This window comes from Vreelandella venusta (assembly GCF_044809155.1).
GTDB lineage: Bacteria > Pseudomonadota > Gammaproteobacteria > Pseudomonadales > Halomonadaceae > Vreelandella > Vreelandella venusta_B.
Genome location: NZ_CP085241.1, coordinates 975,430 through 998,139 on the forward strand (window position 1 = coordinate 975,430; position 22,710 = coordinate 998,139).

The 22,710-nt window shown below is 55.0% G+C and carries 21 protein-coding genes and 3 tRNA genes; 14 read left to right on the forward strand and 10 right to left on the reverse strand.

Features of this window, described 5'->3' with window-relative positions:
- The first annotated feature begins 54 nt into the window (after positions 1 to 54).
- Positions 55 to 1,518 (forward strand): sodium-dependent transporter, encoded by a 1,464-nt coding sequence (locus tag LG301_RS04670; protein WP_404473868.1) that lies wholly within the window; start codon positions 55 to 57, stop codon positions 1,516 to 1,518.
- Here the strand turns inward: LG301_RS04670 and LG301_RS04675 are convergent.
- Together LG301_RS04675 and LG301_RS04680 are read right to left on the reverse strand one after the other, a co-directional pair.
- Positions 1,480 to 2,826 (reverse strand): Y-family DNA polymerase, encoded by a 1,347-nt coding sequence (locus tag LG301_RS04675; RefSeq protein ID WP_404473870.1) that lies wholly within the window; start codon positions 2,824 to 2,826, stop codon positions 1,480 to 1,482. The genes LG301_RS04670 and LG301_RS04675 overlap by 39 nt on opposite strands.
- Complete coding sequence (locus LG301_RS04680; RefSeq protein ID WP_404473872.1) at positions 2,823 to 3,248, reverse strand: LexA family protein; 426 nt, start codon at positions 3,246 to 3,248, stop codon at positions 2,823 to 2,825. The genes LG301_RS04675 and LG301_RS04680 overlap by 4 nt, the downstream gene beginning before the upstream one ends.
- 440 nt (positions 3,249 to 3,688) lie before the next feature.
- On the opposite strand from LG301_RS04680, the gene LG301_RS04685 reads away from it, so the two are divergent.
- Complete coding sequence (locus LG301_RS04685; RefSeq protein WP_404473874.1) at positions 3,689 to 4,567, forward strand: alpha/beta fold hydrolase; 879 nt, start codon at positions 3,689 to 3,691, stop codon at positions 4,565 to 4,567.
- A 34-nt stretch (positions 4,568 to 4,601) separates the two neighbouring features.
- Positions 4,602 to 5,642: a patatin-like phospholipase family protein gene (locus LG301_RS04690; RefSeq protein WP_404473876.1), complete on the forward strand. Its 1,041-nt coding sequence runs from the start codon at positions 4,602 to 4,604 to the stop codon at positions 5,640 to 5,642.
- A gap of 6 nt (positions 5,643 to 5,648) precedes the next feature.
- Here the strand turns inward: LG301_RS04690 and LG301_RS04695 are convergent, their stop codons facing one another.
- Entirely contained in the window at positions 5,649 to 6,212 is a 564-nt protein-coding gene (locus LG301_RS04695) for a Smr/MutS family protein (protein WP_404473877.1), read from the reverse strand.
- 229 nt (positions 6,213 to 6,441) lie between these two features.
- On the opposite strand from LG301_RS04695, the gene prmB reads away from it, so the two are divergent.
- The 3 genes from prmB to LG301_RS04710 all read left to right on the forward strand — a co-directional run bounded on the left by prmB (position 6,442) and on the right by LG301_RS04710 (position 8,924).
- Positions 6,442 to 7,365 (forward strand): 50S ribosomal protein L3 N(5)-glutamine methyltransferase, encoded by a 924-nt coding sequence (gene prmB, locus LG301_RS04700; RefSeq protein ID WP_404475171.1) that lies wholly within the window; start codon positions 6,442 to 6,444, stop codon positions 7,363 to 7,365.
- Positions 7,366 to 7,378: 13 nt separating this feature from the next.
- Positions 7,379 to 8,470: a chorismate synthase gene (aroC, locus tag LG301_RS04705; protein WP_404473879.1), complete on the forward strand. Its 1,092-nt coding sequence runs from the start codon at positions 7,379 to 7,381 to the stop codon at positions 8,468 to 8,470.
- A 61-nt stretch (positions 8,471 to 8,531) separates the two neighbouring features.
- A complete protein-coding gene (locus tag LG301_RS04710) occupies positions 8,532 to 8,924 on the forward strand; it encodes a hypothetical protein (RefSeq protein ID WP_404473881.1) in 393 nt (130 codons plus the stop codon).
- 83 nt (positions 8,925 to 9,007) lie between these two features.
- On the opposite strand, the gene LG301_RS04715 is transcribed toward LG301_RS04710, so the two are convergent.
- The gene (locus LG301_RS04715) at positions 9,008 to 9,307 is read right to left on the reverse strand and encodes a putative quinol monooxygenase (RefSeq protein ID WP_404473883.1); all 300 of its coding nucleotides are present in this window, start codon (positions 9,305 to 9,307) and stop codon (positions 9,008 to 9,010) included.
- 87 nt (positions 9,308 to 9,394) lie between these two features.
- On the opposite strand from LG301_RS04715, the gene LG301_RS04720 reads away from it, so the two are divergent.
- From LG301_RS04720 to phaC, 3 genes are all read left to right on the forward strand, one after another.
- Positions 9,395 to 9,808 carry a VOC family protein gene (locus tag LG301_RS04720; protein ID WP_404473885.1) on the forward strand — a complete coding sequence of 138 codons (414 nt, stop codon included), beginning with the start codon at positions 9,395 to 9,397 and terminating at the stop codon, positions 9,806 to 9,808.
- Between the two features lie 281 nt (positions 9,809 to 10,089).
- Entirely contained in the window at positions 10,090 to 10,500 is a 411-nt protein-coding gene (locus tag LG301_RS04725; RefSeq protein WP_404473887.1) for a phasin family protein, read from the forward strand.
- A 99-nt stretch (positions 10,501 to 10,599) separates the two neighbouring features.
- A complete protein-coding gene (phaC, locus tag LG301_RS04730) occupies positions 10,600 to 12,450 on the forward strand; it encodes a class I poly(R)-hydroxyalkanoic acid synthase (RefSeq protein ID WP_404473889.1) in 1,851 nt (616 codons plus the stop codon).
- A 104-nt stretch (positions 12,451 to 12,554) separates the two neighbouring features.
- On the opposite strand, the gene lnt is transcribed toward phaC, so the two are convergent.
- From lnt to miaB, 5 genes are all read right to left on the reverse strand, one after another.
- The gene (gene lnt / locus LG301_RS04735; RefSeq protein ID WP_404473891.1) at positions 12,555 to 14,012 is read right to left on the reverse strand and encodes an apolipoprotein N-acyltransferase; all 1,458 of its coding nucleotides are present in this window, start codon (positions 14,010 to 14,012) and stop codon (positions 12,555 to 12,557) included.
- Positions 14,013 to 14,047: 35 nt separating this feature from the next.
- Entirely contained in the window at positions 14,048 to 14,932 is an 885-nt protein-coding gene (locus tag LG301_RS04740; protein WP_404473893.1) for an HlyC/CorC family transporter, read from the reverse strand.
- An 81-nt stretch (positions 14,933 to 15,013) separates the two neighbouring features.
- Positions 15,014 to 15,475: an rRNA maturation RNase YbeY gene (gene ybeY, locus LG301_RS04745; protein WP_404473894.1), complete on the reverse strand. Its 462-nt coding sequence runs from the start codon at positions 15,473 to 15,475 to the stop codon at positions 15,014 to 15,016.
- A complete protein-coding gene (locus tag LG301_RS04750) occupies positions 15,472 to 16,563 on the reverse strand; it encodes a PhoH family protein (protein ID WP_404473897.1) in 1,092 nt (363 codons plus the stop codon). Before LG301_RS04750 ends, ybeY begins: the two co-directional genes overlap by 4 nt.
- Before the next feature lie 85 nt (positions 16,564 to 16,648).
- On the reverse strand, positions 16,649 to 17,992 hold the full coding sequence (gene miaB, locus LG301_RS04755; RefSeq protein ID WP_263065470.1) for a tRNA (N6-isopentenyl adenosine(37)-C2)-methylthiotransferase MiaB: 1,344 nt from the start codon (positions 17,990 to 17,992) through the stop codon (positions 16,649 to 16,651).
- 182 nt (positions 17,993 to 18,174) lie between these two features.
- On the opposite strand from miaB, the gene LG301_RS04760 reads away from it, so the two are divergent.
- From LG301_RS04760 to LG301_RS04775, 4 genes are all read left to right on the forward strand, one after another.
- Positions 18,175 to 18,250: transfer RNA gene (locus tag LG301_RS04760), tRNA-Asn, on the forward strand.
- 69 nt (positions 18,251 to 18,319) lie between these two features.
- Positions 18,320 to 18,395: transfer RNA gene (locus LG301_RS04765), tRNA-Asn, on the forward strand.
- Between the two features lie 39 nt (positions 18,396 to 18,434).
- A tRNA-Asn gene (locus LG301_RS04770) sits at positions 18,435 to 18,510 on the forward strand.
- Between the two features lie 233 nt (positions 18,511 to 18,743).
- Entirely contained in the window at positions 18,744 to 19,040 is a 297-nt protein-coding gene (locus tag LG301_RS04775) for a metalloregulator ArsR/SmtB family transcription factor (protein WP_404475173.1), read from the forward strand.
- Between the two features lie 81 nt (positions 19,041 to 19,121).
- On the opposite strand, the gene LG301_RS04780 is transcribed toward LG301_RS04775, so the two are convergent.
- Entirely contained in the window at positions 19,122 to 21,203 is a 2,082-nt protein-coding gene (locus LG301_RS04780) for a carboxy terminal-processing peptidase (protein WP_404473899.1), read from the reverse strand.
- A gap of 138 nt (positions 21,204 to 21,341) precedes the next feature.
- Here LG301_RS04780 and LG301_RS04785 point away from each other — a divergent pair, with 138 nt between their 5' ends.
- Entirely contained in the window at positions 21,342 to 22,646 is a 1,305-nt protein-coding gene (locus tag LG301_RS04785) for a M18 family aminopeptidase (protein ID WP_404473901.1), read from the forward strand.
- Positions 22,647 to 22,710: the final 64 nt, after the last annotated feature.

Below are 22,710 nucleotides of genomic sequence, written 5' to 3' on the forward strand. Positions count from 1 at the left end.
TTAGATAAAAAATCCTCTAGGATAGGTGCCTTTTTTCAAATAGGGTGGAAGGACATGGCGTCTACTGAGCAACCTCGCATTCAGTGGCTAGGCCGCTGGGGCTTTATGTTGGCAGCCACCGGGTCGGCGGTGGGGCTTGGCAATATTTGGAAGTTCCCTTATATCACCGGGGAGTATGGCGGCGGGGCGTTCGTATTGGTCTATCTGGCGTGCATTTTAGCCGTCGGCGTGCCGGTGATGATGACCGAGATTGCCTTTGGACGCCGTGGTCGCGGCAGCCCGATTGACGCGATAAGGCGTGTTGTTAATGAGTCTGGCCGCTCGTCTGCCTGGTCGCTGATTGGTTGGATGGCGATGCTGTGCGGTTTTATGATTCTGTCGTTTTATGTCGTGGTCGCAGGCTGGTCGTTCTCCTATTTATGGAAAATGTTCACCGGTGGCTTGGCGGGCGGCAGCGTTGACGACATGGCGGCGGTTTTCGGGGCCAATAATGCCAATCCGTTCATTTTGGGCGGTTGGAGCACGCTGGTGACGGTGCTCACGATGGTAATTGTGGGGAAAGGCGTTCAGGAAGGCATCGAGAAAAACGTCAGCTGGATGATGCCTGGGCTAGTGCTCATGCTTGTGCTGCTGATTGTGTTCGGTGTGTTTTCCGGTGGGTTCGGCGAAGCTGTGAGATTTTTGTTCTCGTTTAACGCCGGAAGTCTCTCCAGTGAAGGCATGTTGGCGGCGTTGGGCCACGCCTTTTTCACCTTGTCGTTGGCTTCCGGCGCGATTCTGACCTACGGCAGCTACTTGCCTAAAGGTGCTTCGATTGGGCGTACCACGGTAAGCGTGGCCATTGCTGATACCGTCGTGGCTCTGATGGCGGGGTTAGCGATTTTTCCGGTGATTTTTGCCAATGGCATGAACCCCGGTGAAGGGCCGGGGCTGATCTTTATGAGCCTGCCGCTGGCCTTCCAGGCGATGCCAATGGGCACGCTATTCGGCATTCTGTTTTTCTTGATGCTCTCAATGGCGGCGCTGACCTCATCTATTTCGATGGTGGAAGCCACGGTGTCGTGGTTATGCGACAACAAAGGTATGAATCGCAAGTCTGCCTCTTGGGCGACGGGTATCGTGCTATGGCTGATCAGCACGCTGGCAATGCTGTCGTTTAACCTGGGTGCTGATTGGACTCTAGCCGGTAAAAACGTCTTTGACTGGTTGGATTACCTGACCTCGCGCTGGATGATGCCACTGGGTGGCCTAGGTATGGTGCTGCTGGCAGGGTTTGTGCTGAAAAGCGAAACCTTCCGCGACGAGCTGGGCCTTGCGCCGTTGCCTTATGCACTTTGGCTCGCCATGGTGCGTTACGTTAGTCCGCTAGGTATTCTGGTTATTTTTGTCGACGCGCTGGGCCTTTACCCAGTGTCGTTTGCTGCTCACTGGCCGATACTACTGGCGATCTTAGTAATATTTGCGCTGGCCGGCGAGGCGTTAAGCCCGCGGCTGCGCCAAGCGGTGCGCTTGCGCTAACCGCTGCTGTTCACGCTTCACCCTGGCGGCGGCAATCGCGCCGGGGTGAGTGCCTGCCTCCATTAACTCCTCCCAGCACGTGGTGTAGCGCTGCGAACGATGCGCGCAGCGCAACTGCCACGGTGCTTTTGCCGCTGTCATACCAAAACGAATCGTGCCTTGCCCCATGCGCTGATTAATAGCGTCAACGGTATTCATCAAGTGCGGATGCGCCTTGGTGGGAGTCTGCAACAGTGAAAGTTGATACTGCTGCGCATCCACTAAATCCAACAACATGACGCCGGCTTTCATAAACTGAAACCCCGGCCGATACATCTGCTCAAGCCCCTCGCGTACGGCCTCTAAAATAACGCGGGTATCGTCGCTTGGTGATGCTAGGGGAATCATCGCGCTGGGAGAAAGTTGAGGCTGGTCTTTGCGGTGGCGGTTGGTGTTTAGAAACAGCAACACAGCGCGGGTAAGGCTTTTTTGCTGGCGCAACTTTTCAGCACTACGCTGGGCATGGCGGCGCAGGGCTGCGTGCAGTTCCGCTTTGATGCCGGTGGCTTGTCCAAATGAGCGCGATGTCATAATACGCTGACGCGGCTCTTCTAGTGCGTTCATTTCCAAACAGGGGGTGCCGCGTAGCTCGATCGCTGTACGCGCCAGTACTACTGAAAATCGTTTGCGAAGTTGCTTTGGGTCGCACTCCCGTAACTGCCATGCCGTGCGAATGCCACTTACCGCGAGCCGTTCTGCTATACGTCTGCCGACACCCCATACCTCATTCACCGGCAGCTGTTTCAGCAGCGCCTTAGTGGTTGGGCTATTGGCCGTGAGTAGGCAAACCCCTTGGTAGTAAGGCTGCTTTTTGGCAACGTGATTAGCGAGCTTGGCGAGCGTATGGGTAGGTGCCAGTCCGACGCATACGGGAAGCCCTAAATAGCGGCGAATACGGCGGCGTACGGCTTCCCCAAGCGTTTGGCATTGCGCGTCGCTGAAGCCGTCTAGATAGATAAACATTTCATCAATAGAGTAAGGCGCGACCTCTGGGCAAGCATCTTGCAGTAGCTGGGTAAGACGTGCGGACATGTCGCCATACAGCTCGTAGTTAGATGACAACAGGTGAATCGCTCCTCGTCGGCGCAACCCTTCCAGCTTGAAGGAGGGAGTACCCATGGGGATTTCCATCGCTTTCATTTCGGCCGAGCGGGCAATCACACAGCCGTCGTTGTTTGACATTACGCCAACGGGTTTGCCTTCAAGCGCAGGATTAAATACACGCTCGCAGGAAACATAAAAGTTATTGGCGTCAACCAGGCCAATCATGGCAGATACTCGTGGATGACGGCGCGCACCACGCCCCATAGCTGGCAATTTGTCTCTTCTAGCGGCAATGGCGGGTAGTGAGGGTGTGCCGAGCAAAGGTGTGGCGTGCCTTGATAGAGCGCATAACGCTTGATCAGCACTTCCTCTTCCAACATGGCGACCAGGATATGCCCTAAGCGGGGCGGTATGCTGCGATCTACCACTAGCAAGTCACCGTCGAATATCCCCCAGTCTTCCATGCTGTCACCCGTGGCGGTGAGGTAAAACGTATGGGTAGGGTGCTTAATTAGCCGCTCGTTGAGATCAAGCGTGCGCGGCTCGTAATCCTGAGCAGGCGAAGGGAAGCCGCTAAACCCAGCGCGGCCGTATAGCGTTGGAAATGGCAACGGCTGGGAGGTTAACGGCAAGGTTGTTGCAACCATGCTCGTTGCCAACATGCTTGCTGCTGAAGGGGTGGGTGGAGATGACATCATCGACATCCTCATGAATAAATAATGTATTTATATACAGTATTTATTCATGGGTGAAAAATTGCAAGTGATGTTCAAAGCTGGACGTCGGGCGGCGATTGGCTCAGCGGGAACTCGTGGCTTAGCGGGCCAGCCACAGGCCAACCACCAATGCACTGATCACGGTAATCAAGAACACAAGATTGCGAGCACGGGTGTCACGACGTGGGTTCATAGTCATTTTCCTGTTGGTTATCATCGTTAAGCGCATTACAAAGTAGCAGCAGCACGCGAGCGATCGCCGTATAAAAGCGGCAGATGCGCTGCGCTTAGCATGGTAACGTTTACGCCCTAGAGCGTCATCTGACGTATATAACATTGCTTGGTTATCCGGCTTTAAAGAGAACCTGCTTATGAATGAATCGACCGGCGTCGGTACGGCTGCGCAACCGCTTTCCCTGGCGAATGGGCGGCTGGCGGCACTTAGCTGGGGGCGTAGCACGGCGCCTACCTGGGTAGCACTGCATGGCTGGCTAGACAACGCAGCAAGCTTCAGCCGGCTGGCGCCGCTGTTAGTAAATGCGCTAGATATTCGCATCGTGGCGATTGATTTCCGCGGTCACGGACATTCGGCTCATGCGCCTGCAGAAAGCGATTATGCACTCTGGGACTATACCCATGATGTGCTGGATACCCTGGAATCATTAGCGATCGAAAAAACGACGTTGCTGGCGCATTCGATGGGGGCCGCCGTAGCGTGCCTCGTCTCGGCGGCTCTGCCCGAGCGGGTGGATAAGCTCATTTTATTAGACGGTTTAGGCGCGCTCAACACACCTGCTGAAGAGACGGCCAGCCAACTACGCAAAGGGTTAGTGGCCTATAGGCGGCCGCTTTCCCGTCCTCCTCGTTATCCTGATGTTGAGAGTGCGGTCGCCGCGCGGGTAGCCGGTGGTGTCACGCCGCTGGATAGCATCACCGCCACGCCACTTGTGGAACGTAACACCCAGGCGACGGCTGATGGGCATGTGCAAATGCGTACCGATAGCCGTTTATTAAAACCTTCCTTGGTGCGCTTTACGCCCCAGCAGGTGTTGGCATTACTGGCAGACATTCAAGCACCGGTGCTATTGATAGAAGGGGAACAGGGCATTTTGGGCGAGCGAAATTGGGCGGAACAAGCGCGCCAGGCGGTGCCAAACTTAACGCGCCATGTGCTGGCAGGGGGCCATCACCTGCATCTTGAACCTCAGGCGGTTCACCACGTGGCCAGCACCATTAGTCAGCAAGCGTAGCGGGTACCTGATGGCTCGCGTTAGGAAAATGATGATGAAGAAAGTAGCGCATGTTGTTGAAGCACCTGTGGCAAGCAGCTCCTTGAAGGGTGGTAATAAGGTGGCACTGGTATTGGGTAGCGGAGGGGCTAGGGGGTACGCGCATATTGGCGTGATTGAAGCGTTGGAAGCGCGAGGCTTCGAGATTATTTCGATTGCCGGCTGTTCCATGGGAGCGTTAATTGGCGGTATTTATGCCGCCGGCAAGCTGCCTGAATACCGGGAGTGGGTGTGCAACCTGGATTATTTAGACGTGCTCAAGCTGGTCGATGTGACCTGGAGCCCCATGGGGGCTATGCGTGCCAATAAAGTGATGAGCAAGCTAGAAGAGCTGGTCGGCGATAGGCTGATCGAAGATTTGCCTATCCCTGTGACAACCGTAGCGACGGATCTGGTTCGTCAGCGTGAAGTGTGGTTTCAAAATGGCCCTTTACTCCAGGCAATCCGTGCCTCTATAGCCGTGCCGGGTGTTATTACCCCGGTGCATCTTGGCGAGCAGGTGTTAGTTGACGGAGGGTTGCTCAACCCGCTACCAATGATGCCAATTCTCGCGGCCCATGAGGCAGATTTCGTGGTGGCGGTAAACGTCACCGCCCACAGCCCGCAGCCGGTCACGCTGGAGGAGCTACTGCCTCAACAAGAGAATGGTGACAGCCGCACCGCGTTAGAGCGGAGTCGCGATGCGAACATTGGCGGCTGGATGGACGATGTGCGCGCTACCACCCGCCGCCTGTGGGACGGCCTGGGGGTTAGTAACGGTGACGGGAGCGACGACGATGAAACGGTAGACCTTCGCGGTAAGCGCGAGTGGGGCAAGCTCGATATGATTCTTGAATCGTTTGATATCACCCAGGCAGCGTTGGCGAAGTATAAGGTAGCGGGCTACCCGCCGGATGTTTTGATCGAAATACCCAAAACCGTGTGCAGTACGTATGAGTTCCACCGTGCGAATGAGTTGATCCGCTTAGGTCGTCACTTGGCTGATCAGGCGTTGGAGCGTCGCATGCCCGGCATTGCCTCCGATGCGGCGGAATAACCACGGCTAGTGGCCGCGCTTACGCAGTAAAATATATACCGCCCCGGTGCCGCCATCGAGTTCGGTGGCGGAACAGAACGCCAGCACGCCAGGCCACTCTCTTAACCACGCATTGGTATGGCTTTTAAGCACCGGAAAATCTGAGGTGGTGCCCCAAGCCTTACCATGCACGACTAACACGCAGCGCATGCCCTGTGCGGCGGCGTCACGTAAAAAACTTTCAAGCTCAATCCTTGCTTCTTCCAAGGTATAGCCGTGTAGATCTAAACCCGCTTGCCACGCCGTTTGGCCACGCTTGAGCTGGCTAAACGTTCGCCAGGGCAGGTCGGGCACACTGAACTCCAAATACTCTGACGGGCGTACGGCTTCTACCCGGCCGTCGGATGTGCGCCCGCTGGTTTGCAGCGTGTTGCTCTCGACCGCCGCGCGGCGGCGCGCTTCGCCAGCGTCCGTTTGACGCTTGGGTTTGCCAGGGTCAGCTTGATTAGTGGCAATACGGCGAACGCCTGCTGCTTGCAGTGCTTGGCGAAAAACACTGATATCGTCGTCGTTGGGCAGGTGTCGCGTCATAGTCGGCTCAAATAAAAAAGAAGTGTTAGCAGATAAGCATAATAGAGAAGCACACAGTATAGCGAGACTGTCGTTACTGTGAACGGCTACCGTTAACCGCAGCTGTGAAGCGCATGCGAGTGAACCATGCGCTGTGAACCAGGCGGCGTCAAAGGTACAATCGCATAATAACTTTTATACGCCAGGAGCCGCTGTGACCACGCCTCTTAATGATGAGACCTCCCACTCAATGCTTTCGTTGCCAGAGTCGGCCTTGGTGAGCGAGCTTTTTACACTGCGCGATTACTTACGCTGGGTCTCTAGTGAGTTTTATTTAGCAGGGCTGCACTATGGGCATGGCACTGAATCGCCGTGGGATGAAGCCGTTGCGCTCTGCTTAGGTGCGCTACATTTGCCGTGGAACGTTGACCCGGCAGTGCTCGATGCGCGCCTGCTGCCCATAGAGCGCGAGCGCATTATTCGCCTCGCCCGCGAACGCGTTACCACCCGCCGCCCGCTGCCCTACTTACTGGGCGAGGCTTTTTTTGCGGGCCACCCCTTCAGCGTGGATGAGCGCGTGCTGATTCCCCGCTCGCCGATTGCCGAGCTGATTGAAGATGGCTTTGCGGCGTGGTTCCCAGAAGAGCCGCCCGCCCGCGTGCTGGATCTGTGCACCGGTTCAGGCTGCATAGGCATTGCAACAGCGCTAGTGCTGCCTACCTGCGAAGTAGCCCTGGCGGATATCAGCCAGGATGCCCTGGCCGTTGCCCGGCAGAATATTACCCGCCACGATGTCGGCGACCGGGTACGCGCCGTGGAATCGGATGTGTTTAACGGTTTAGAAGGGCAGCGCTTTGACCTGATCGTCTCCAACCCGCCTTACGTGGATGAGCGCGACTTGGCCACCATGCCCGCCGAGTTCCGCCACGAGCCGTCGCTGGCGCTAGGCGCAGGTAGCGACGGGTTGGATATCGTGCGGCGTATTCTGCGCGAGGCTCGCCAGCACCTAACCTCGGAAGGCTGGCTGATTGTTGAAGTCGGCAACTCTGACCGCCATGTGGAGGCCGCCTTCCCCGAGGTGCCCTTTATCTGGCTTGAATTCGAGCGTGGCGGCCAGGGCGTGTTTGCCCTGAGCGCCGCTGAACTCGACGCCCATGCGGCGTCTTTTGAGTGAGGAATTAACGCCCATGTCTGGCAATACGTTTGGCAAACTGTTTACCGTTACCACCTTTGGCGAAAGCCACGGCCCCGCCCTGGGGGCCATTGTGGATGGGTGCCCCCCTGGCATTGCGATCAGCGAAGAAGATTTGCAGGGCGATTTAGACCGTCGACGCCCCGGCAGCTCGCGCCACACCACTCAGCGCAAAGAGCCGGATCAGGTGCGTATTCTTTCGGGTGTGTTTGAAGGCAAAACCACCGGCACCTCGATTGGCCTATTGATCGAAAACACCGACCAGCGCTCGAAAGATTACTCCAAGATCAAAGACCAGTTCCGCCCCGCCCACGCGGACTATACCTACCACCACAAGTACGGCCACCGGGACTACCGAGGTGGCGGACGCTCCAGCGCGCGGGAAACCGCCATGCGCGTGGCCGCCGGTGCCATCGCTAAAAAAGTGCTGGCGGCACAGGGTATCCAAATTCGTGGCTACATGAGCCAGCTTGGCCCGATCAAGATTGACTTCAAAGCCTGGGAAGCCGTCGACCAGAACGCCTTCTTCTGCCCCGACCCCGACAAAGTCCCCGAGCTTGAAAGCTATATGGATCAGCTGCGCCGGGATCAAGACTCAGTGGGCGCAGAAATTACCGTGATTGCCGATGGCGTGCCCGTGGGGTTAGGCGAGCCGGTCTTTGACCGCTTGGATGCTGACTTGGCGCACGGCTTGATGAGCATCAACGCGGTAAAAGGGATCGAGATTGGCGCGGGCTTTGGCTGCATTGCCCAGCGCGGCAGCGAGCACCGTGACGAGATGACGCCGGAAGGCTTTCTCTCTAACCATGCGGGTGGCGTGTTGGGCGGTATCTCCAGCGGCCAACCCATCGTCGCACGGCTGGCACTGAAGCCGACGTCCAGCATTACCACGCCAGGGCGCTCCATTGATGTGCATGGCGAGCCGGTTGAGGTGATCACCAAAGGGCGTCACGATCCCTGCGTGGGCATTCGAGCAACGCCGATTGCAGAAGCCATGATGGCCATCACGCTGTTGGATCACTGGTTGCGCCATCGGGGCCAAAACGGCGATGTTAGCGTTGATACGCCGCGTTTAAATCAGCGATAACGTCTCAATTGAGCTAGCTGGTTCACTGCTACACTCAAATGAGACAGTTGAGGAGTCGCCTATGAAAATTAACGTTGAGTTTGATCTAACGCCGGATGAGTTTCGGCAATCGCTAGGACTGCCTGATGTTGAGGCTTTTCAGCAAAGCCTGCTCGAAAATATCCAGCGGCAGATGGAGTCGGGTGTGGAAGGGTACGACCCGATGAGCCTCATGCGGCCCTTTATGCAACAGCCGATGATGCAGCAAGGGCTTTCACAAGGGCTCGCAAATTTTGGCACCTATCAGCAAATGATGCTGGATATGCTGCGCCAAGCGGGTTCCGCAAGCAGTGAAAACAGCGGCGACACCAGTGGTCACGCAAGCAGTAAAGAAGACGCCAGCAAAACTGCCACGAGCGAGAGAAGCAGCAAGGCAAAAGCCACCGCCACCTCTCGCTCACGGACGAAAGAGTAAACGTTAAAACAGTAGTGGCTACATCCGTTGTTAAATAGAGTAGGTAGGGGGCAATGAACGTATCGATCAGCGCCCCCTTTCAGTTACGCTTGATTAATAGCCAGCACCTCGGCGCGTACTACGCTCTGATGTTCTATTAGGGGATTCACGACCTCCCGACAGGCCTTGTAATGAGGCGTCTGTTTATGGTCGGCTAAGGCCGATTCATCCTGGTATATCTCATAAAGATAAAAAAGATTGGCATCCTGCTGGTCCTCTAGCACGTCAAAAACATGGCAGCCCGGCTCGTCGCGTACTGACGCGGCAGCATTGGGTAGCATCGCCTCTAGAAAGTTTTCCCGCTGATGGGGTTTGAGTTGTGTCTTGACAATGATACAGAACATTCAAGGCTCCTTGGCTTGACGAAAGGTTAAAATGGAAATATTTTCCATAAAGTAACATAAACACATAAACGACCAAAGGAAGCATCTATGAAACGTCCAGCTCCCCTCAATGGCATGCGTCATATCGCCCTGCAAGCCCAGGACCTGGAAGCCAGTGAGCGCTTTTATGTAGAACTACTGGGTATGGACGTATTGCGCCGTGCCCACGACGACTTGGTCTACCTGACCCTGGGTAATGACAATCTCTCTTTGAGCCGCGCCAAATCTCCTGTGGGAGAAGTCCCGCAGCGTTTGGATCATTTTGGCTTTGTGGTGGATATCCCTGAAGACGTTGACGCCTGGCATGATTATCTAAAGGCGCAGGGAGTCGAAATCACCAGCGCCCCTCACGACCATCCCGATGGCGCTCGCAGCTTTTACTGTTTAGACCCGGACGGTAACAGCGTTCAACCGCTCTATCACCCTGGTGTCTCTGGACAGCGTTTAGCGAAAACGGATTAAACTGTCAAAATTGGCTTTGCTTCTGTAACGGTAGATCTGGTTATACGATATAGCCCTGCTAGACTCATAAGAGTAACGCTGAAAAGCGATTAAAAAATATCGCTATTTCTAATTGACGTGGATGGGCATTGCGAGCAAAGGAGCGACCTTCAAGGCGCCCTTTCTCGCAAGAGTGTTGCAAAGCAACATGCCAGCGGCTACTCTTTTTGCAGTGCAGCAATGCGCCGTATGATGAGCCTCTCTGGGCTCATGCCAAGGAACGAGAGACAGGAGTAACTACAATGCAAGATAAAATGATGGACGCCTTCAACACTCAGACTCGCCAAATGTTTGAGCCAATGCGTAAAATGAATTCGCTGATGCTTAACAACATGGAAAAGCTCACGCAGTATCAGCTAGAAGCCATGAAGCGTTACAGCCAAATGGGAACTGAGCGCATCCGCAGCGCCACCGAAATTAATGATGCAGAAAGCCTGCGCGATTTTGGCACTAAACAAGCCGAAATGATGAACGAGCTATCCCAGCAGATGCAGGAAGATGCGCGCGTCATGGGCGAAATGAGCATGCAGTTTAAATCCGAAATGGAAAAACTGTTCAATGAAGCGGGACAGAAAATGAGCGAGCAGGCAACCTCCGCTGCAAAAGGTGAGCAGCCTGCGAAAGCCTCTAGCCAGTCTTCACGCAAAAGCTAAATAAAGCAGTATATGCGCGGCGCCTTTAAGGGCGCCGTGTTGTTTCTGAACGATATTGCCTGTGGGCCACGCCACATGTAGGTGAGGGGGAGAGCGAGTATGCAGTCAGGTTGGAAATTGCCGTCTAAAGCTATGTCTCAAGAAGAGATTGAGACATGGAAAGCGCAGATTAGTGATATCGGCGAACAGTACCGAGGCCTTTTTGAAGACTTGCTGACGCGGATGGCACCCAGCGAAGCCGCAGACTCCGTTCATAGCGACATGCGCGAAAGCTTTGAAGCCGCCGCAAAGTCGTTAATGAGCGACCCTAGCTTATTGTGGCAAACCCAGTCGCGGCTGATGCAAGACCAGTGGCTGCTATGGCAGCAGGGCGTGCGGGCCATGGCCGGTGAGCAGGTATCCCCGCTGGTGACACCGCCAAAACACGACCGCCGATTCAAAGACGACGCCTGGACCACCGACCCCTACTACATGGCGATCATGCAGCAGTACCTGCTGTTTTCGCAGATGGTGGAGGAGCTGATTAACGGCCTGGAGGGGTTAGACCCTGTCCATAAGCGTAACCTGGCGTTCTACGCGCGCCAGTTAGTGAACGCGATGTCGCCCACCAACTTCGTGTCGACCAATCCAGAAGTAATGCGCCGCACCCTGGAAACCAAAGGGCAGAACCTGGTCGATGGCCTGACCCGGCTGCGGGAAGACCTCGCTAACTCAGCGGAAGGCATCAACGTTCGCATGACCGATCGCAGCGCTTTCGGTGTAGGCGATAATATTGCGGTTACCCCCGGTGCTGTAGTGTATGAGAATGAGCTGATTCAGCTGCTTCAATACACACCCACCACGGAAAAAACCTTTAAGACGCCACTATTAATAGTCCCACCGTGGATCAATAAATATTACATATTAGATCTGCGGGAAGATAACTCGTTAGTAAAGTGGATGGTAGATCAAGGCCATACCGTCTTCCTGATTTCTTGGCGTAATCCTGGCCCAGAGCAGCGCGATATTACCTGGGCGGATTACATGCAAATGGGGCCCATCAGCGCGATGGAAGCCATCGAGCAGGCCTGTGGTGAGAAGTCGGTTAACTTATTGAGTTACTGTGTGGGCGGGACACTCACCGCTTCAACGGTCGCTTATCTAACCAGCACGCGGCGGGGTCGCAAGGTGAAGTCCGTTACCTATATGGCGACGCTGCAAGATTTCCGCGACCCCGGTGATATAGGCGTATTCCTTAACGAGCGCGTGGTTGAGGGAATTGAAAACACGCTGGAAATGAAAGGGTATCTAGATGGCCGGTCGATGGCCTATACCTTTAATTTATTGCGTGAGAATGACCTGTTCTGGTCGTTCTATATCAATAATTATCTAAAGGGTGAAGTACCTGCAGCGTTCGACCTGCTGTATTGGAATACAGATGGCACTAACCTGCCTGCGGGAACCCACGCTTGGTATCTACGCCATATGTACCTGGAAAACCGCTTGGTAGAGCCGGGTGGTATTGAGCTGGACGAGGTGAAGATTGACCTTCGTAAAATATCGGCCCCTTGCTATTTCGTATCGACTAAAGAAGACCATATTGCCAAGTGGAACAGCACATATTATGGCGCGCTGCTGCCCAAAGGGCCGGTGACTTTTGTGCTGGGTGGCTCTGGCCATATCGCAGGCATTGTGAATCCGCCCCATAAGAATAAATACGGCTACTGGACCAACGATGCGTTGCCCGAAACACATGATGCATGGCAGGAGAGCGCTAGCTTCCACGAAGGTTCCTGGTGGCCGCACTGGCAGGCATGGGTAACGGAGAACGGCTATGCAGATCCAGACCCGGAAAAAATGGTGCCTGCCCGTCAGCCAGGAGAGGGCGAGTTAAGCGTGATAGAGCCCGCGCCCGGACGCTATGTAAAAATGACGATTCCTGAGGTGCTGGGCGAAGCGTCTACCGATTGATTCTCTTGTCATTTTTATACGGCTAGCTGAGTTAATAGCCCTAAAAAAGCCCCTGCCACCCATTGGGTGGCAGGGGCTTTTAGGTTCTTGTTAAGAGGCTAACGCTAACGGCGGCGGTATAGCCCAGGTAGCAGTAGCAAGCCTGCGAGCAGCCACGCGGGCCAGCTACCCGTTCGCGTAAACGGCGTGAGACCTTCCATAGCGTAGAATTCGCCGGTGAGGTAGGTAGTTTCAAACTGGGGAGCGCGGTCTACCAGTTCACCTCTTGGATCAATAATCGCGGTAATGCCATTGCTGGTGGCGCGAACGACATAGCGGCCGTTTTCCAGGGCGCGCAGGCGGGCCATTTGAAGGTGCTGGTGGGGGCCTATGGAGGCGCCAAACCAGGTGTCGTTAGAGACCGTGACAATGACATCGCTATCCGCTGCGCGCCGTGCAACGAGCTGCGGATAGATAATTTCATAGCAGATGGCGTTACCAATGCTGACACCCGCGGCCTGCATAGGGGCTTGCTCAGAGGCACCTTTGGTAAAGCTCGACATGGGGAGGTCAAAGAAGTCGATAGCGCCCCGTAATATGCTTTCCAGCGGCAAGTACTCGCCAAACGGCACTAGGTGCTCCTTTTGGTAACTGCCTTCTACATTGCCTACCCCGATCACGCTGTTGAAGTAACGGTTCTGTTCATCCAGCTGAACGATGCCCGTCATGAGTGCCGCGTTGGGGGGCAAAATGGCTTGCACTCGTTCTAGCACCGGGCGCGCCTGCTGTTCCATCATGGGCAGCGCGGTTTCTGGCCATAAGATAAGATCTACGTCGTCGGCGACGTCGCGGGTTAGGTCGCTATACGTATTAGCGGCCACCCGCTGGCCTTCTGGCGTCCATTTTAAAAGCTGCGGCAGATTACCTTGCAGCAGCGCGACGCTCGTCGGTTCCTCAGCGGGTGTTGTCCAGAGGGTAGGTAGCGCCAGCGGGGCTATCCAAATCGCAGCGATAGGCACCAGAGCCCACCACTGGCGGCGCAAGAGTTCGGCACCCAGCGTGCCGGTAAGCACTACCATCAGCGAAAGCAGATAAACACCCCCAACGGGTGCCCAGCTAGCTAGAGGGGAGTCGACATAGCTTGAGCCAACCAGCAGCCAGGGAAAGCCGGTAAACAGATAAGTACGCAGCACTTCCCCTAATACCCAGGCACCTGCGAAGGTGAGTAGCGCCCAACGGGAGCCAAAAAAGCGCCGGTAGAGCCAAAAGGTACCGGCAAAAAACAGGGCTAAAACGGCCACAAACAGTGCGGTAAGGAATACCGCCAGCGGCATACCGGTATAGCCATAGTCATGAATAGAAACATATACCCAGGAAGTGCCGCTGGCAAACAGCGCTACGCCATATAGCCAGCCCTTTAGCGCTGCTTGGGCCGGGGTTAGGGTATGCAGGCCAGCGTATAAAAGCGCAATCGCAATAGGCCCCAGCCACCATAGTTCAAACGGTGAAGCGGTAAGCGTGGTAAAGCCGCCGGCCACCAGAGCGGCCAGTAGCTGAAGCGCGAGCGTGGGCGTTAACCCCATGGTGATATCCTATCGAAATTTATCTGAGTGGTCGGTTAATCGTCGCCGGTATTATCACTCTCGGCGCTTTGGTCGGGGTATGCCTCAAGTAAGCGGATGCGACGGTTGTCAGCATTGAGGATGACAAAGCGCCAGCCACCAAAGCAGGTGTGCTCGCCGCGACCGGGCAGGTGCCCAAATTGCTGCATCACCAAGCCGCCAACGGTATCAAACTCGTCATCGGAAAACTCGGTGTCAAAGCGCTCGTTGAAGTCTTCAATCGGCGTTAAGGCGCGAATAGCAAAGTGGCCGTTATCCAGCGTGCGGATATCGTCTTCTTCGTCGGTATCGTGTTCATCTTCGATATCCCCGACAATCTGCTCCAGAATGTCCTCGATGGTGATAATGCCCGCAGTGCCGCCATACTCATCCACCACAATCGCCATATGGTTGTGGGTGTCGCGAAACTCCTTGAGTAGGCTGTTTAAGCGCTTTGACTCCGGAATAAACATGGCCGGACGCAGCACGTCTTCCAGCTTAAAGGCATCGCGGCTCTCTTGGGTCTGCGAGAGCAGAGGAAGCAGGTCTTTAACCAGGAGAATACCTTTAACATCATCAAGGTTTTCACCAATCACCGGGTAGCGGGAGTGGCCGGTCTCCTGAATGAGCGGCAGGTAACCATCGCTGGTTTGATCAAGGGTAATGGCCGACACCTGGGAGCGCGGAATTAATATTTCCCGCACCTGTTGGTCGCTGATTTCAAGCGCGCCTTCAATAATCATAATGGCGTCTTGGTCCAGCTTCAGTTTTCCTGCGGTGTGGCGTAAAAACGTCATCAGCTCATCGCGTGAGCTGGGTTCATCATTGTCACCAGAAAGGGCGCCAAAGAGTTTCTCGAGCCATGATTTTTGATTAGGAGTGCTCGATCGGTCTTCGCTCATTGCGTCTCATCTCTCAGTTGCGGGCAGACAGTTACGGGCAGGTGCTAGACGTAACACGTGACGGATAGGTCGTCACGGTGGCTACTCATTATAAGGGTCAGGAATGTCCAGGGAGGCGAGAAGTTCGCGCTCGATCTGTTCCATCTCCTCCGCCTCTTGCTCGTCAATATGATCGTAGCCCATTAAATGCAGGGTGCCGTGGATGACGATATGGGCATAATGATGCGTCAGCGGCTTTTGCTGCTCGCTGGCCTCTTGGGCAACGACATCGTGACAAATAATCAGATCGCCCAGTAGTGGCAGCGTCATACCGGGTGGATTTTCAAACGGGAAGGAGAGCACGTTGGTAGGCTTATCCTTACCTCGGTAATCGCGGTTAAGTGTTTGGCTTTCGGCGCTATCCACCAGGCGAATCGTCAGCTCTAAACGCTCATCCTCTGGGTGACGTGAAAACACACAGCCCACCCAGAGGGTGAGCTGTTCAAGAGAGGGTAGCTGTGGCTCGTCAATAGCCACTTGCCGATCAATCAGAAGGTCGCTCATCGGTAGGTATCTCTAGCGCGATCATTGGTGCGCTCAAGCGCCTGCATACGGGCGTCGCGCTCCTGCTGCCGGGCCTCGCGGCGGGCACGCTCTTCCACTTCCTGCTGGGACTCAAACTCATCGTAGGCTTCTATGATGCGCTGAACCAACGGGTGGCGCACCACGTCTTTGGCCGCAAAGTGAGTGACACCGATTCCGGCGGTGTCTTTCAACACATCCAGCACTTGAGACAAGCCGGAACGCTGCCCGCGCGGTAAATCCACCTGAGTGATATCACCAGTAATCACCGCTGTCGAACCAAAGCCAATCCGCGTGAGGAACATTTTCATCTGTTCCGGCGTGGTGTTTTGGCTCTCATCCAAAATGATGTAGGAATTGTTCAGCGTGCGTCCGCGCATATAGGCGAGCGGCGCGATCTCGATGACCTGACGCTCAATTAACTTGGCGACCTGTTCGAAACCAATCATTTCATACAGCGCATCATAAAGCGGGCGCAGGTAAGGGTCGATTTTTTGGGCAAGGTCGCCCGGCAAAAAGCCTAGTTTTTCACCGGCTTCCACCGCTGGGCGAACCAGCAAAATACGGCGTACTTCCTGTTGGTTAAGCGCTTCTACCGCGGCGGCAACCGCCAAGTAGGTTTTCCCCGTACCCGCCGGCCCAATGCCGAAGTTAATATCGTGCTCGCGAATACTCTGTACGTAGCGCTGCTGATTTAACCCGCGAGGTTTAATCATGGTGCGTGGCGTTCGCATCACCACTTCATCACCACCGCCCTCGCTGTCCAGCTCTTCTTCAAGTGCTTCTAAGCCGGACTCTTGAAGGAACAGGTGCACCGTGTCGGCGTCAAGTTCGTCAGCCGCTGTCTCACGATAGAGATGCTCCAGCACGTTAGCAGCTGCTTTAATACGATTGGCAGCACCGGCTAATTGAAAAATATTGCCCCGGTTGCGAAGTGTCACGTCCAGGCGGCTCTCAATCAGTTTTAGGTGCTCGTCCTGTTGGCCGCATAGGCTGGCAAGCCGCTGCGGGTCATTGGGTTCAAGGCTTAGGGTGATAATGCGATTGGCCTGAGGTGATGGCTGGCTCAAGAGTAAGAAACCCGTTAGTTGATGTGTGTGAGCTTCAGCTTACTGCCCCGGCGGTGCCGGGGCAATTACCTAGGATAGCGAATAATTAATAACGCTCTGCAGAGACCAGTTCACCACGCAGTGAATTGGGCAGTGCTTCGGTGATTTCCACGTCAACAAAGTAGCCAATCAGCTCGGTAGGATTGGCCGCGCGGAAGTTCACCACGCGGTTGTTTTCGGTACGACCAGAGAGCTGCCCGGGGTCTCTTGGTGAGAAACCGGAGACCAGCACTCGCTGGGTCGTGCCTACCATTCGGCGGCTAATTTGTGCAGCCTGCTGCAGAATGCGCTCTTGTAAAATGGCAAGGCGCTGCTTTTTAACGCTTTCCGGTGTTTCATCCGGCAGACCAGACGCAGGTGTGCCGGGGCGCGCTGAGTAAACGAAGCTGAAGGAGTGGTCAAAGCCGATGCGGTGGATCAGATCCATCGTCGCCTCAAAGTCCTCTTCAGTTTCGCCAGGGAAGCCGATAATAAAGTCAGAAGAGAAGCTAATATCCGGGCGATTAGCGCGAATCCGCTCCATCTTTTCGATGTATTCGTCGGCAGTGTGGCCCCGCTTCATAGCGCTTAAAATGCGGTCAGAGCCAGACTGTACCGGCAGATGCAGGTGGCTCACCAGCTCTGGAATGTCGGCAAAGGCGTCGACCAAGCTGTCGGTGAACTCCACCGGATGCGAGGTGGTGAAGCGAATGCGGTCAATGCCGTCTACGGCGGCAACGCAGGCGATCAGCTCGGCAAGGTCGATCTCATCGCCATCGTCGTTATCGCCACGATAAGCATTCACGTTCTGGCCCAACAGGTTGATTTCGCGCACACCCTGGTCGGCTAGGTGGATGACTTCATCCATCACGGCTTCAAATGGGCGCGATACTTCTTCGCCACGGGTGTAGGGCACGACACAGAAGGTGCAGTACTTGGAGCAGCCTTCCATGATCGAAACAAACGCCGTTGCGCCATCAGAGGTGGGCTGGGGCAGGTGGTCGAATTTTTCGATTTCTGGAAAAGTGACATCCACCGCTGCAATTTGATTGTTGTTGCGGGCGTCGAGCATTTTAGGCACGCGGTGCAGCGTTTGCGGGCCGAAGATCATATCCACAAAGGGGGCGCGCTTACGCAGCGCTTCACCTTCTTGGCTCGCCACGCAGCCACCCACGCCAATCACTAGGTCGGGGTTGGCGTCTTTAAGTTTTTTCCAGCGTCCCAATTGGTGGTAGACCTTATCCTGCGCCTTTTCGCGAATCGAGCAGGTGTTAAGCAGAATGACGTCTGCTTCTTTTTCATTATCGGTCAGTTCAAGCTGGTGAGATTCGCCGAGCATATCCGCCATACGGGAGGAGTCATACTCGTTCATTTGGCAGCCGTGCGTTTTGATGAAAAGCTTCTTCGCCATCGGTACCTGTCGTCTATGGGTCGTCGGGGGACGAGGGATGAATGAAAACTCGTGAGCAGCGAAAGGCTGCCGTGGAATAGAGGCATTATACGGGCACAATAAACCAGGGGCTAGCGTTCGCCAGGAATCGATACTTGACCTAGGCGTTTCTATCAGTATACTACGCACCGTGTTTGAGCAGTTCCTCGATAGCTCAGTTGGTAGAGCAAATGACTGTTAATCATTGGGTCGCAGGTTCGAGTCCTGCTCGAGGAGCCAAAACGCTAAGGCAGTTTTTTTATGTTTACGCTAATGGCTTCGCTTTAAACACAACAGCAATTACATTGTTCCTCGATAGCTCAGTTGGTAGAGCAAATGACTGTTAATCATTGGGTCGCAGGTTCGAGTCCTGCTCGAGGAGCCAATTTGCTGTTCTGCTGTAGTTACCGTTCACGGTAAACGTTCCCCGATAGCTCAGTTGGTAGAGCAAATGACTGTTAATCATTGGGTCGCAGGTTCGAGTCCTGCTCGGGGAGCCATTTAGCATACGATGCACCTTTCTAAGCACGCACCCTTTTAAACTTCTGCTTATTTATTGATACAAACACCCGTTGCCTTTGGCATCTTGGGTGGTTTTTTGTGTCTTATGGTTGGCTGTGTTATTAGCGTAAACTATGGGTATTATTCACCGGTTGGGAAGAGTGTTGTGGTCAGAGTGTCTAGCCTGGAAGCGTTGCAGGTATTTAAATGTTTAAGTGATGAAACGCGATTAATGCTGGTATTGCTAATTGCCAAAGAGCAGTCGCTTTGTGTTTGCGAGATGACCTATGCGCTGGAGGAGTCTCAGCCGAAGGTGTCTCGCCATTTGGCGCAGCTACGCCAGTGCGGCCTGCTGATGGATCAGCGGGAAGGGCAGTGGGTCTACTACCGTTTAGCGCCGCAGCTGCCTGCCTGGGCGCAGTCGATCATCGAATCGGGCGCGCAGGGGAGCGCGGTGAAGCTAGCGGCGCTAACGCAGCGTTTGGCGCGCATGGGAGATCGCCCAGCTCGGCGTGCCGCTCTCTGCTAACGGTAGTGAGTCAGTAAGCACACACAAAAACGCCAGCCCTAGGGCTGGCGTCTTCGTGCTTAGGCTAGGCCACGCTATTACTTAGCGTTTGGCCATGCGCTGGTTAGCTTCCAAGTGGGCGTAATCAAGTAAAATTTCGGCAGCCTCCAGTGCATGAGCGCGATCAACGGGCATGTCATCGCTATCGCTCTCATCTGCCATGCCAGGCTCGGTGTTATCAACTCTAGCATCCATCCACTCTTCTAGCTCTGCTAGTCCCAAGGCGCGACGACGCTGATTCTCAAGGGAGAGTTGCTCCGCTTCTCGTGCCTCCAGCTCGCGCTGGCGCTGTTCGCGATTCAGGCTGACGCTGGTATGCTGTTCGCGCAGCTGGCGGGCAAGCGTCGATTGGCGCTCGAGGTAGCGGAAGTTAGGGTTCTCGTCGGCCCGTGTTTCATGCCGGGCAAGCAGCGCGTCAAGCACGTTTTCGGGAGAGCCGTAGCGGCGGTACTGAACGTTTTGCACGGTGTCCCAGGCCAGGGCGTTATCCAAGCTGCTTTCGCCGATGCGCTCGGGATCGATCAGGCTGGGGAAGGTAATGTCCGGTACGACGCCGCGGTTTTGAGTGCTGTCGCCGGAAATACGGTAAAACTTAGCGCGTGTTAGCTTGATCTGGCCGTGGCTCAAGTCATTTAGGGTTTGCACGGTGCCTTTGCCAAAGGTAGAGGTGCCCACCACAATGCCTCGGCCGTAGTCTTGAATAGCACCAGCAAAAATTTCCGAGGCAGAGGCTGAAAGGCGGTTGACCAATACGGTCAGCGGGCCGTCGTATAGCGTACCGGCTTCGGTGTCGCCGTAGAGCTGAATGCGCCCCTGGGCATCACGCACTTGTACCGTTGGGCCACGATCTATAAACAGGCCGATGAGTGAGTTGGCTTCCTGAAGAGCGCCGCCCCCATTGTTACGCAGATCGAGCACAATGCCTTCCACACCCTCCTGCTTGAGGCTTTCCACTTCGCGGGCAACGTCTCGCGTCGTGCTGCGATACTCCTCTTCTCCGGCCTGCCATGCATCAAAATCCACATAGAAGGTGGGGATGTTAATAATGCCGACACGATGGGGTTTGCCATCCCGCGTGACCTCGACAATTTCACTGTTAGCGGCTTGATCTTCCAGACTTACCGTGTCACGGGTAATTTCAACAATTTGAGAGCGCGTCATATCGACGGCTTGTGCGGGTACAACGTCTAAGCGCACCACGGAGCCCTTAGGGCCGCGAATTAGGTCGACAACATTATCCAGACGCATGCCCACCACGTTAACCATTTCGCCCTTTTCCTGGCCCACGGCAATAATGCGGTCGGCAGGTTCAAGCACGCCTGCGCGGTCAGCGGGGCCGCCGGGAACAAGGCTGGATACTTTGACGTACTCGCCATCGGCTTGTAGCAGTGCACCAATGCCTTCAAGGGAGAGACTCATTTGAATGTCAAACGATTCTCCCTGGCGCGGCGAAAGATAACCCGTATGCGGGTCGATCGTGCTGGAAACCGCAGCCATAAGCAGGCCGAATACGTCTTCAGCTTCTGTTTGACGAAGTCGCGTTAGCTGTCCCTCGTAGCGCTGGCGAAGATTGGCCTCAATTTGCTCATCATCCTGGTCCGTTAAGGCCAACGTAAGCGCATCGTTTTTAAGCCGCTTGCGCCATAGTTCATCCAGCTCGCTCTCACGGGTTGCCCAGGGGGCATCTTCTCGATCTACTTCCAGGCGTTCGTCGCTGTCGAATTCGAAAGAAAGACCATTATCAAGGCGCGCTAAAAGCCATTCAAGGCGAGCTGTTTGACGGTCGCTTAGGCGGTTGTAAAGCGCAAAGACATCGTCTAATTCGCCATCGAACAACAGCTCCGCCATGCTGCTTTCCAGATGGCGATAGGACTCTATGTCGCGGTTCAGAAGGTATGAACGCTGACCATCTAAAATATCAAGATAGCGCTGGAAAGCTTCCTGAGACCACTGTTCGTCGAAGGTGATATTGGCATAGTGGCCGTAGCGGAGCGAGTCCGCAATCTCTACTGCCGCTTGGCGTTGTTCGTCGGTCGGCGCGAGTTGCGCCAGCGCTGCCGGGCTGGTGATAACCAGCATCATGGCAAGGGCAACCGAGCGTGAAAGCGTTGCAAACAAGCTCATCAGTCAAGCTCTCCCGGATTTGTGTAAACTCGTTCTTCCCTAGACCCGCAGATAGCCTATGAGTTGCGTAGGCCAAGGGAGCATTGTAACAGGTCATTTAGCCTGTGAGACTCAATCATTACTGTTATGAGGATTTCCATGTCCGAAGCTTTCAACGCAGAACGTTTAACGCGGCTATGTGATTTTCTGCAACAGTCGCCCACGCCATGGCACGCGACTCGCAGTATGGCGCAGCGTTTGGAGCAAGCGGGCTTTCAGCGCCTGGAGGAGTCATCGAACTGGCAGCTGGTGCCAGGAAAGCGTTACTACGTGACGCGCAACGACTCCTCAATTATTGCTTTTCAGCTACCTGCTGGAGCGCTAACCAGCCTGCGCATGTTGGGTGCCCACACCGATAGCCCGGGGCTGCATTTAAAACCTAATGCAACGCAGTATGCCGCTGGCTGGTTGCAGCTTGGGGTGCAAGTGTATGGCGGGGTGCTGTTAGCCCCTTGGTTTGACCGCGATTTGGGCTTGGCAGGGCGGGTACACGTGCGCCACGCCGATGGTCGCCTAGAGAGCGTGCTGCTCAACGTTGACCGCCCGATCGCGATGATTCCAAGCTTGGCGATACACTTGGATCGCGAGGTGAATGCAGGGCGTGTTATTAACCCGCAAACGCAGATGTCGCCGGTGCTAATGCAGAGCGATACTTCCAAGCTGAATGATCTGCTAGCGCAGTGGCTAGAGGAGCAGCACGGGCTGCGTGCGGTGGAGGTGGTGGATTTTGAGCTGAGTTTTTACGATGTTCAGCCCCCCTCGTTGGTTGGTCTGCGCCAAGAGCTGGTGGCCAGTGCGAGGCTGGATAACCTGCTGTCGTGTTTCGTGGGCCTGGAGGCGCTGCTCGATTGCGATGCGCAGCAGGGTGCTTTACTGGTTGCGAATGATCACGAAGAAGTGGGTAGTGCGAGCGCTTGTGGTGCTCAGGGGCCATTTTTGGGCGATGTGTTGAAGCGTTTGAACGCGCAGGTGGGCGGCGGCTCAGAAGAGTCGCTTATACAGCTGATTCAGGCGTCATTGATGATTTCTTGCGACAACGCTCACGCGCTACACCCTAACTTCAAAGATAAACACGATGAGCGTCATGGGCCTGCAATCAACGGCGGCCCGGTGATCAAAGTAAATGCTAGCCAGCGCTATGCAACGAACAGCGTTACAGGAGCATTGTTCCGCGATGTTTGTCGTCAAGCAGAGGTGCCAGTGCAGTCATTTGTGACTCGCGCGGATATGGGCTGTGGCAGCACTATTGGGCCGATTACCGCCACCGAAGTGGGTGTGCCTACTATTGATGTTGGATTGCCCCAGTGGGCAATGCACTCCATTCGCGAGACGGCCGGTACAAAAGATGTTGATTATCTTACCCTGGCATTAACGGCGTTTCTAAATCGTCCCCAGTTATGCTGAAGGCTTGGTAGGTAACAACTGTTGTTAAACGAAAAAGCCCGCTGACGATGTCAGCGGGCTTTTA

Coding starts and splice junctions, on each gene's coding strand:
- LG301_RS04670 (WP_404473868.1), top strand. CDS start 55: ATGGCGTCTACTGAGCAACCTCGCATTCAGTGGCTAGGCCGCTGGGGC.
- LG301_RS04675 (WP_404473870.1), bottom strand. CDS start 2,826: ATGATTGGCCTGGTTGACGCCAATAACTTTTATGTTTCCTGCGAGCGT.
- LG301_RS04680 (WP_404473872.1), bottom strand. CDS start 3,248: ATGGTTGCAACAACCTTGCCGTTAACCTCCCAGCCGTTGCCATTTCCA.
- LG301_RS04685 (WP_404473874.1), top strand. CDS start 3,689: ATGAATGAATCGACCGGCGTCGGTACGGCTGCGCAACCGCTTTCCCTG.
- LG301_RS04690 (WP_404473876.1), top strand. CDS start 4,602: ATGAAGAAAGTAGCGCATGTTGTTGAAGCACCTGTGGCAAGCAGCTCC.
- LG301_RS04695 (WP_404473877.1), bottom strand. CDS start 6,212: ATGACGCGACACCTGCCCAACGACGACGATATCAGTGTTTTTCGCCAA.
- prmB (WP_404475171.1), top strand. CDS start 6,442: ATGCTTTCGTTGCCAGAGTCGGCCTTGGTGAGCGAGCTTTTTACACTG.
- aroC (WP_404473879.1), top strand. CDS start 7,379: ATGTCTGGCAATACGTTTGGCAAACTGTTTACCGTTACCACCTTTGGC.
- LG301_RS04710 (WP_404473881.1), top strand. CDS start 8,532: ATGAAAATTAACGTTGAGTTTGATCTAACGCCGGATGAGTTTCGGCAA.
- LG301_RS04715 (WP_404473883.1), bottom strand. CDS start 9,307: ATGTTCTGTATCATTGTCAAGACACAACTCAAACCCCATCAGCGGGAA.
- LG301_RS04720 (WP_404473885.1), top strand. CDS start 9,395: ATGAAACGTCCAGCTCCCCTCAATGGCATGCGTCATATCGCCCTGCAA.
- LG301_RS04725 (WP_404473887.1), top strand. CDS start 10,090: ATGCAAGATAAAATGATGGACGCCTTCAACACTCAGACTCGCCAAATG.
- phaC (WP_404473889.1), top strand. CDS start 10,600: ATGCAGTCAGGTTGGAAATTGCCGTCTAAAGCTATGTCTCAAGAAGAG.
- lnt (WP_404473891.1), bottom strand. CDS start 14,012: ATGGGGTTAACGCCCACGCTCGCGCTTCAGCTACTGGCCGCTCTGGTG.
- LG301_RS04740 (WP_404473893.1), bottom strand. CDS start 14,932: ATGAGCGAAGACCGATCGAGCACTCCTAATCAAAAATCATGGCTCGAG.
- ybeY (WP_404473894.1), bottom strand. CDS start 15,475: ATGAGCGACCTTCTGATTGATCGGCAAGTGGCTATTGACGAGCCACAG.
- miaB (WP_263065470.1), bottom strand. CDS start 17,992: ATGGCGAAGAAGCTTTTCATCAAAACGCACGGCTGCCAAATGAACGAG.
- LG301_RS04775 (WP_404475173.1), top strand. CDS start 18,744: ATGCTGGTATTGCTAATTGCCAAAGAGCAGTCGCTTTGTGTTTGCGAG.
- LG301_RS04780 (WP_404473899.1), bottom strand. CDS start 21,203: ATGAGCTTGTTTGCAACGCTTTCACGCTCGGTTGCCCTTGCCATGATG.
- LG301_RS04785 (WP_404473901.1), top strand. CDS start 21,342: ATGTCCGAAGCTTTCAACGCAGAACGTTTAACGCGGCTATGTGATTTT.